This is a genomic window from Psychrobacter sp. JB385 (genome assembly GCF_900163785.1).
Taxonomy (GTDB): domain Bacteria; phylum Pseudomonadota; class Gammaproteobacteria; order Pseudomonadales; family Moraxellaceae; genus Psychrobacter.
This window is the reverse complement of record NZ_FUKN01000009.1, coordinates 1-7,527: the sequence shown is the minus strand read 5'-3', so window position 1 is coordinate 7,527 and position 7,527 is coordinate 1. Positions and strand designations below refer to the sequence as shown.

At 39.6% G+C, this 7,527-nt stretch carries 10 protein-coding genes; 7 read left to right on the top strand and 3 right to left on the bottom strand.

The genetic code is table 11. The annotated features are described in order from the left end of the window. Positions 1-404: 404 nt before the first annotated feature. Entirely contained in the window at positions 405-1,313 is a 909-nt protein-coding gene (mobV, locus tag CZ794_RS04140) for a MobV family relaxase (protein WP_227502687.1), read from the bottom strand. Between the two features lie 452 nt (positions 1,314-1,765). Between mobV and CZ794_RS04135 the strand changes: the two genes are divergently transcribed. From CZ794_RS04135 to CZ794_RS04110, 6 genes are all read left to right on the top strand, one after another. Further along, positions 1,766-2,041: a hypothetical protein gene (locus tag CZ794_RS04135; protein WP_087040377.1), complete on the top strand. Its 276-nt coding sequence runs from the start codon at positions 1,766-1,768 to the stop codon at positions 2,039-2,041. 90 nt (positions 2,042-2,131) lie between these two features. Further along, the gene (locus CZ794_RS04130) at positions 2,132-2,416 is read left to right on the top strand and encodes a type II toxin-antitoxin system RelB/DinJ family antitoxin (RefSeq protein WP_025651143.1); all 285 of its coding nucleotides are present in this window, start codon (positions 2,132-2,134) and stop codon (positions 2,414-2,416) included. Next, positions 2,403-2,669, top strand: coding sequence for a type II toxin-antitoxin system YafQ family toxin (locus CZ794_RS04125; protein ID WP_015060936.1), 267 nt, complete (start codon positions 2,403-2,405; stop codon positions 2,667-2,669). The genes CZ794_RS04130 and CZ794_RS04125 overlap by 14 nt, the downstream gene beginning before the upstream one ends. 569 nt (positions 2,670-3,238) lie before the next feature. Next, positions 3,239-3,583: a multidrug efflux SMR transporter gene (locus CZ794_RS04120; RefSeq protein WP_087040376.1), complete on the top strand. Its 345-nt coding sequence runs from the start codon at positions 3,239-3,241 to the stop codon at positions 3,581-3,583. Beyond that, positions 3,583-4,143 carry a TetR/AcrR family transcriptional regulator gene (locus CZ794_RS04115; RefSeq protein WP_025651147.1) on the top strand — a complete coding sequence of 187 codons (561 nt, stop codon included), beginning with the start codon at positions 3,583-3,585 and terminating at the stop codon, positions 4,141-4,143. The genes CZ794_RS04120 and CZ794_RS04115 overlap by 1 nt, the downstream gene beginning before the upstream one ends. Positions 4,144-4,158: 15 nt before the next feature. Continuing rightward, entirely contained in the window at positions 4,159-5,502 is a 1,344-nt protein-coding gene (locus CZ794_RS04110) for an aminomethyltransferase family protein (protein ID WP_025651148.1), read from the top strand. A gap of 14 nt (positions 5,503-5,516) precedes the next feature. On the opposite strand, the gene CZ794_RS14260 is transcribed toward CZ794_RS04110, so the two are convergent. Next, positions 5,517-5,822, bottom strand: coding sequence for a DNA cytosine methyltransferase (locus CZ794_RS14260; RefSeq protein ID WP_143515699.1), 306 nt, complete (start codon positions 5,820-5,822; stop codon positions 5,517-5,519). A 34-nt stretch (positions 5,823-5,856) separates the two neighbouring features. Between CZ794_RS14260 and CZ794_RS04105 the strand changes: the two genes are divergently transcribed. Beyond that, positions 5,857-6,303, top strand: a complete 447-nt coding sequence (locus CZ794_RS04105; protein ID WP_025651139.1) for a MerR family transcriptional regulator — start codon at positions 5,857-5,859, stop codon at positions 6,301-6,303. A gap of 141 nt (positions 6,304-6,444) precedes the next feature. Here CZ794_RS04105 and repM read toward each other — a convergent pair whose 3' ends face one another. Further along, positions 6,445-7,395 carry a replication initiation protein RepM gene (gene repM, locus CZ794_RS04100; RefSeq protein ID WP_084212265.1) on the bottom strand — a complete coding sequence of 317 codons (951 nt, stop codon included), beginning with the start codon at positions 7,393-7,395 and terminating at the stop codon, positions 6,445-6,447. Positions 7,396-7,527: the final 132 nt, after the last annotated feature.

The window sequence follows — 7,527 nt, the reverse complement described above, 5'->3', positions numbered from 1 at the left end:
CCTTTAATGGGTAACTAAACGTCCTTTAATGGGTAACTAAACGTCCTTTAATGGGGTCTGAAAGTCAGTAACAGTAAGGGCTACAGCGAGCTTAAAAGCTATTAAAAGCATTAAAAGCATTAAAAGCATTTTCTTATTTTTTTTACTAACTGAAAAGATAAAAGAAAAAAGCCCTAGTTACCTCGAAATATCAGAGGCTTTTTTGTTCTCTTTTGGATCAGATAATCGATCAACACTTTCAAAATTATTTATCAGTTTATTTTTGACTTCATCCAAAGCAGTAGGTTTTTTAAAATTTATAAATTTTTTAGCATTCTATTGATTTTATTTTTCTTTAACCTTAGTAATGAGGTATAGAAACCACTCTATATGCCTACGTAATTAGATTTAACAGCCTTCATTCTCTATTTTGATAGATACCTAGCCCTTTCATATTTAACTCTCTCTATGGCGATTTTACGGCTTTCTAGCTGCATTGCTTCATTCAATCTAGCGATTTCCTCTTGATTTAAACCTTGAATTGCCACTAGGTAAGGCTCAACACGTTTTTTAAGGGTGTCATAGCTCGCTTCCGCAACGTTTTTATCCAATCTAGCCTTCTCGTAGTCCATCAGGATGCTGTTTGCTGCCTTCACAGTGGGTTCTACTTGCTCAATAACGGCTATTGTGACCTTTTCCCCATATCTAGCCTTGCTTTCAAACATTTCAGGCTTAGGCGCTACGGTCGTAATACTAAAATCTCGCGCGTGATTGATGTCGTGGTAATACTCCTTGATGCTGGTATGTTTGGCTTTAGAGCCTTCCTTGCCCCTCGTTAGCCCTAAATCAGCGACCGTGTTGGCAAAATCGGTTTGCATCTGATTTAACTTAACCCTGCCGCCTAGAAAACCCTTACAGTTGAGCTTCCCTTTTTGGTCAATAGGAACGACATAAGCGACCAGCTGCGGTGTACTTATGTCCCGATGAATACTCATACCTGCAATATTTCCTTCTCCATGTTTATCCATGAGCCACTGAGCAGATCGCTTAAAAAATTCAGCTTCTTGGCTTTTTCCCCAACCTTCCCATTCAGGACTGGCGGTGATCAAATACTCAATACATAGCACCGCATCAGCGCGTCTTTTTTCAGGAAGTCGATCTTTTATTATCTGTTTGACGGCTTCAGGGGTAGCAACGCTATGATGATTTTTAGGGGTGAGGTTGGGGTCAGCATTGGGCGTTTCTATCATTCGGTAGCTGTGTGCAAGACTGCCACCAATGTTGCCCATCGTCTTTAATTTTGCCGTCCTCAAAATTGCATAGTTCATCGCCATTTTTTTCCTATAATTGAGTGTTATTTTACTAAAGTGTACTTACTACACCATAAATTCGCTTGTTAGGAAAGCGTGATTTTTGCAGCAAAAGGCGGTAAAAAAGGGCTATTTTTCACTGTTTTTCAACTTGGCTGTTTACAGATTGTAAACACCTTTTTTCTTTATAAATCAATAACTAAGAACGATTTTGTTTGCACTTTGCAAACACTTCAATTTCAATAAACCTAACAATATCAGCTATTTGGCAGTCCCTTTAGGGTGCGTATGGTGTAGTCATTAAATTAGGTAGAAAATAACGGGTCTTTTATCTGTCGTAAAATCTGCTACAAAAAAGGGATTATAAGAGCGTTACTTCTCGTCATTCACTGGCATAATCTTAGGCTGGTACAAACAACTTATTAACCTAAAAAAATCATCTGTAGCTACAGATGATTCTAGTAGCGGAGTTATTTATGAGCATGATCGGTGTATCAGTAGCTAGCAATAAAAGCCTTCAACTTGAAGCCACTCAAGAAGCCTACAATAGAGCTGTCGTGAAGCTTAATTTGCTGTTGATTGACGATAAAACACACGAAGAAGTGGTCAGAAGCAAGCTGTTTGAAGTCATGGATGAAAGAAATCAGCTGGGGAAGTACTCCACTTCTGATCTGTATGTCATGCAAAAAAGCATTGAGAAAACGGTTGATGATTTTCTTGCTGGATTAAATGAGCAGACTATTACCCCTTAGATTAGCGAGAAGATAGAACGCTAAAGTTATTGAGGTTTAATCACCTTTCGCTTATATTGGGGGTACGAATATAAGCGAAAGGTGATTGCTATGACTACAACTAATTATAATATACGGCTTGACCAGGATCTGAAAGATAGGTCTTTCTCTGTTCTTGAAAGCTATGGTCTAACGCCTTCACAAGCCATAAGACTGTTCTTGAACCAAGTAGCCGATACTAATGCGATTCCTCTGTCTTTTGACTATCAACAACCTAAGCTCAACGCGCAAACACTTGCTGCTATTGCAGAGGTCGCGAGCGGTAACGGCACTAAGTACGATAGCTTTGGTGATTTGATGGATGAGCTAGAAGGCGAGGCTGATGAGATCCATTGAAGTATCCAGTCAGTTTAAGAGAGATGCCAAAAAGAATTATCTAAGCTTGCTCACTCCTGCATGGGGCGAGGTGCTTAATTGTTTGACGAACGATATACCGCTACCGGCTAAATACAAAGACCATGCGTTGACCGGCAATCATAAAGGGTTTAGGGATTGCCATATTAAGCCTGATTTGGTGCTTATCTACCGTGTTCAGAGCGATACGGTAGATTTTGTTAGGCTGGGTAGCCATTCAGAGGTGTTTGATTAGCCTGTTTTAAGTGGTTCCACAATGACAGTCTGTTTTGAGTAGTCTGTTAATAGGTTTTTGGAGTGAAATAGCTAGTTCCGCTGGGGTATACTCTATTCACAGACCTGATATCAATTTAGCTGAAGGTAAACCGTATATAGCAACTGTAAAACTTCTTAACTTTTGACCACTAGCCAAGTTCCTGCAAGTCCCATAAACGATGTGCCAGCTCAGTTGAAATTCTAACGAGATTTTGGGCTTTTTAATCATTGTCGAGCATAGCCTGCCATAATGACATATATCATTACACCAATTATTGCACATGTAAATATCAATGCAGGTAGTGTCACTACTTCAAGTCCCTTCAGGTTCTGTACAGGGAAAAAACTAGTAATATACTTAAAGAAAACAAGATGGCTTGAGAGCTTTGCTTTTGGCTCATCAACTCAAAGAAATTACTTAGCGGGCTAATCTTTCCAGATTCTATGCTGACCCCATTAAAGAAATTTAACATAAAAAAGTCACAAATTTTATTATGTATACCAACTAGTTGGTATGTATAATAGGATTTTTTCCTACTGGTTAATTTTATGAACTCGCTTTTATCCTATGCTGCTCTGTTTTTTGCCATCGTACTTGAAGTCATCGCTACCACGTTTTTAGGCAAATCTGAGCATTTCACTCGCCTTGTGCCGACTCTTATCTGTGGGGTATTTTTTGCAGGATCATTTTTTATGCTGGCACAGGCATTACGCACCTTACCCATTGGCATTGCTTATGCAACTTGGGGTGGTCTCGGGATTATCTTAACAACGGTTATTGGCGTCTTGGTCTTTAAGCAAAAACCAGATATGGCGGCCATTGTAGGTATTGCACTGATTGTGATTGGAGTAGTGGTGATTAATGGCTTTTCTAAAATGAGTGGACATGGCTAATGACTAACCTGAATAGACCTAAAAAAAACCCTGACATGGTGCGGCATCGCTTATTACAAAGTACCGCAAGTTTAATGACTACGCACGGCTTTGCAGGGGTAAGCATTGATAAGGTGGCAACTGAAGCAGGGGTCACTAAAGGAGCTTTATTTCATCATTTTCCCAATAAAAAGGCTCTAATTGAAGCTGTATTTGACCGTGAATTAGCGATGCTTGACAAGTTGCTTGACGATTTATTAGCTAAAGATACAGTCGATTATGGTCGTTTTACTAGAGCCTATATCCATGCCACTTTCTTTGCCTGTATTGATGATAGATTATCTTCAGCTTTGACATTTTCGCTGTGTGCTAGACCTGAGTTAGTTGAGCGTTGGGATGTGTGGATGGCAGGACGTATGGTGAAGCATCAAAAGACCGATAACAGCCTACAGCTTGAAGTAGCTAGAATGGCAGCCGATGGCATTTGGTTCACCCATTTATTACACGGCGGCAAGCTCACTACCAAAAAAGATTTACATGCCCTTAAACAGCAATTACTTGAGATGACGCATGCTACTTAATGACGGGAGTCACCGATGAAGCAAGAGAATACTATTCCCTATAGCCCTTATATTCCTTTTTTTAAAGACGTTGCCGATTACAATGTGGCGTTTGGGCATCTTTATCCTTATCAATTTATGGACTGGAAAACAGAAGTCCTTTCATGGAAAGAGAGCTGCTACTTGCACGCTGGGCTAAATCCGCCAATGCCTGCACGCATCACAGGACCCGATGCATTAACATTGTTTCGCGATCATTGTATCAACGATTTTAGCCGATTTAGCGTTGGTGCATCAAAGCATGCCGTGATGTGTAACTATAAGGGTAATGTGATGGCGGATGGTATGCTGCTTCGCACAGAGGATAATGCATTCGTATCATATTTTTTATCGCCTTACCTAGAATACATTGCCAGTCGTGGCAACTATGATGTCAATATCGAAGATTTGACAGGCAAATCCTTTCTGTTCCAACTGGGTGGTCCCTTATCTTTGAAAATTCTTGAGGCAGCCACCCAAGAATCCCTCAGTGATATTAAATTTATTTGGCATCGCACAGTGCATATCTACGGGGGTGAACTACCACCAACAGGTATTGCTGTGCGGATTTTTCGGTTGGGCGTAGCAGGCACACTGGCGTATGAAGTGCATGGGGATATCAAAGATGCTCCATTGGTTTATCAAGCCTTAATGGCAGCAGGACAACCGTTTAACTTAGTTCGTCTAGGGATGCGTGCTTACGGCATGAATCATACGGAAAATGGTTTTGCCCAAGCCTTTATCCACTTTTTACCTGCTTGGGCCCAAGATGAAGACTTTATGGACTATTTAAATGGCAAATACGATGCTTTGCTTGCCAAACTGCCAGGCAGTGCAGGTGTCGATATCACCCGTCGTTATTTTAACCCTATCGATTTAGGTTGGGGGCATATGATCACCTTTGATCATGACTTCATTGGCAGAGCCGCCCTTGAAGTTGCCATGCAGCAGCAAGCAAAAAAAATTGTAACGCTTGAATGGTATGCGGACGATATTAAAGATATCTATGCCTCTTATTTTGAGTCTGGTGAGTCTTTTGAGTTCATGGAATTCCCAGCCAATCCTATTTGGACAACGCAGAGTTCTATTGTTGTGGCAGATGAGGTACAGATCGATAATCGCAGTATAGGTATTTCAAGCGGACGTATTTATTCGTTTTATTACCGTCGTATGATTTCTTTGGCGGTTATTGAAACTGAGTATGCTATCGAAGGTACCACCTTAGAGGTTATCTGGGGTAATCCAGGCAAACGACAAAAAAAAATACGGGCCAAGGTGAGCCGTTTCCCTTATCTTACCCTACCTCGCAACCGTGATATCGATACTAAGGCGTTGCCTTGAAAGGCAATTTGATATCAGCACAGAAAACAAGAAAATATATGAAATGTTGCCTGATGATTATATAAGGTGTTGCTATCCGTTCGCATTAGTCGCTGATAGTTACTTTGGGCTTCAATGGGGTAGCCCTCAACATCTGCAATAGTTTCATTAGGCAAATCACTAATCGCCTGTTCACAGATAATGAAGCTTTGGGTGGTAGGCTCTGGAAAAATAAAGATTTTACCATTTTTTAAACCAATAGAAAAAGCACTACGTCTGTTTTGGGGTACAACATATTCAGAAGCCAATAGTATTTTATAGGTTACGGTATAGTTATTCAAAACTAGATAAAAATTATATTTTTAAGGTTATAGTATGGAATCTGATACATCATTTTTATTAATAGGAGCTTTAGCAACACAAGCTAACACAACCAAAGATACTATTCGTCATTACGATGAGATGGGACTACTGAAATCTCGAAAACGCCAAGCAGGATCACGCCTATACACCGAATTTCATCCTGAATGTATTGAGCGTATTAAAATGATTAAAGACGCACAAGCTATCGGTTTTACTCTTAACGAATGTAAAAGATACCTGAATGATCATTTCAATGGCACTCTCAATATTGATAAAGATTTAATTACTATTTCCGAAAAACTTACTAAGGCGAAACGTCAAAAAACTGAGATCATCAATACTATTAACCAGCTTAGTGCTTGTTATACTATTTTAGAAGAAATAAAGTCAGAAAATATTGGCTTCATTTCTAACTCTGAATGGGAAAAACGAATAGCGGCGCAGCTCTCCTTAACCTGAATCGCACCGATCACGAACAGAATATGTATGATAAGCACACTGTGACTATTTCAGCGAGTTAAAACGTTGATACCATTAGATTACAGCTTAGCGTTCAAGTCCTCACTAGGGAACCGAACCCATCTAACACACTCATCAGACCTAGTATTCAAGATATTCTTTGATAGGACGTTTATTAAACTGTGTAGGGTCTTTTTTAAGGCGGTTAATCATTTCAAATTCCCATCCTTGTTGTGACTGTCCAGCTAGGCTGGTAGGACTTACTAAATGATTGTATTCCGCCATAAAAGCAGGGTTACGAGCAATACGCCCTAGCTGCTTATCATTCAGTCCATCAACCGTGAACATATCTGCTGTACTGGCGTCGCGCTCCTTACTAACTACATCAGTCTTAGCTTTTGGCTTTTCATGAACAGTGAAAGTAAAACCTATAATTTTGCGTCCCTTTTTTACGTTCTCATATTTGACTTTAAGATCCGATTTTTTGTTAATCTCATCTGTAGCAAGGTCTAAAACACGTTTCTTAAAATCACACATCGCTTTGTATTCATTGATTCCTAGCCCCATCTGGTCTCTAAAAACCCCTATCTCAAAACATGGTGTTTTTTTAGCTGTGCGCCATTGCGTCAATAACTCATAAAGGCGTACTGAATAAACACTATCAAACTGTGTCGTTTGCTCTAGCAAATACGAGGTAAAAAACTGTTCTAAGCCATTGATACGGCTGATACCTTCTACAACAGCAAGAGTAAATACTATTTCTATTGCGCCCTCACCATCATGATATTGTACCTGCTGCAACCAACGGCTTTTAATCGGCTTACCATTATCATCAAGGTAGGTAAAACGTCTATTAAATAGGGTTTCTTCAGCTTCTTTCATGCGTTTATAGCCATTTTGCCGTGTAGTTTCAAATACCTCTGCATAACGAGTGGCATCAATTCGTAACGGCTTGTCTGTACTTAATCCTGTGGCTGTCTCTCTAGCATCAACTATGGCTAGTTGAATAATTCGCACTTCAGCCAATGATAAAGTTTGTAATGCCTGATTCAGTTGATTAGTTTTTACGACTAGGTTTTTTTTAGTGTGCATAACCATCTTATCCATAAGTATTTAATGACATATTACATTAAGTCATCTAAAGGTCAAATTATAAATAGTCCTTTAATGGTAACTAAACGTCCTTTAATGGGTAACTAAACGTCCTTTAATGGGTAACTAAAC

Excerpts from the sequence above, each read along its gene's own strand:
- CZ794_RS04105 (WP_025651139.1), top strand. The coding sequence starts at position 5,857 with ATGGAATCTGATACATCATTTTTATTAATAGGAGCTTTAGCAACACAA.
- CZ794_RS04130 (WP_025651143.1), top strand. The coding sequence starts at position 2,132 with ATGACTACAACTAATTATAATATACGGCTTGACCAGGATCTGAAAGAT.
- CZ794_RS04110 (WP_025651148.1), top strand. The coding sequence starts at position 4,159 with ATGAAGCAAGAGAATACTATTCCCTATAGCCCTTATATTCCTTTTTTT.
- repM (WP_084212265.1), bottom strand. The coding sequence starts at position 7,395 with ATGCACACTAAAAAAAACCTAGTCGTAAAAACTAATCAACTGAATCAG.
- mobV (WP_227502687.1), bottom strand. The coding sequence starts at position 1,313 with ATGGCGATGAACTATGCAATTTTGAGGACGGCAAAATTAAAGACGATG.
- CZ794_RS04120 (WP_087040376.1), top strand. The coding sequence starts at position 3,239 with ATGAACTCGCTTTTATCCTATGCTGCTCTGTTTTTTGCCATCGTACTT.
- CZ794_RS04125 (WP_015060936.1), top strand. The coding sequence starts at position 2,403 with ATGAGATCCATTGAAGTATCCAGTCAGTTTAAGAGAGATGCCAAAAAG.
- CZ794_RS04115 (WP_025651147.1), top strand. The coding sequence starts at position 3,583 with ATGACTAACCTGAATAGACCTAAAAAAAACCCTGACATGGTGCGGCAT.
- CZ794_RS04135 (WP_087040377.1), top strand. The coding sequence starts at position 1,766 with ATGAGCATGATCGGTGTATCAGTAGCTAGCAATAAAAGCCTTCAACTT.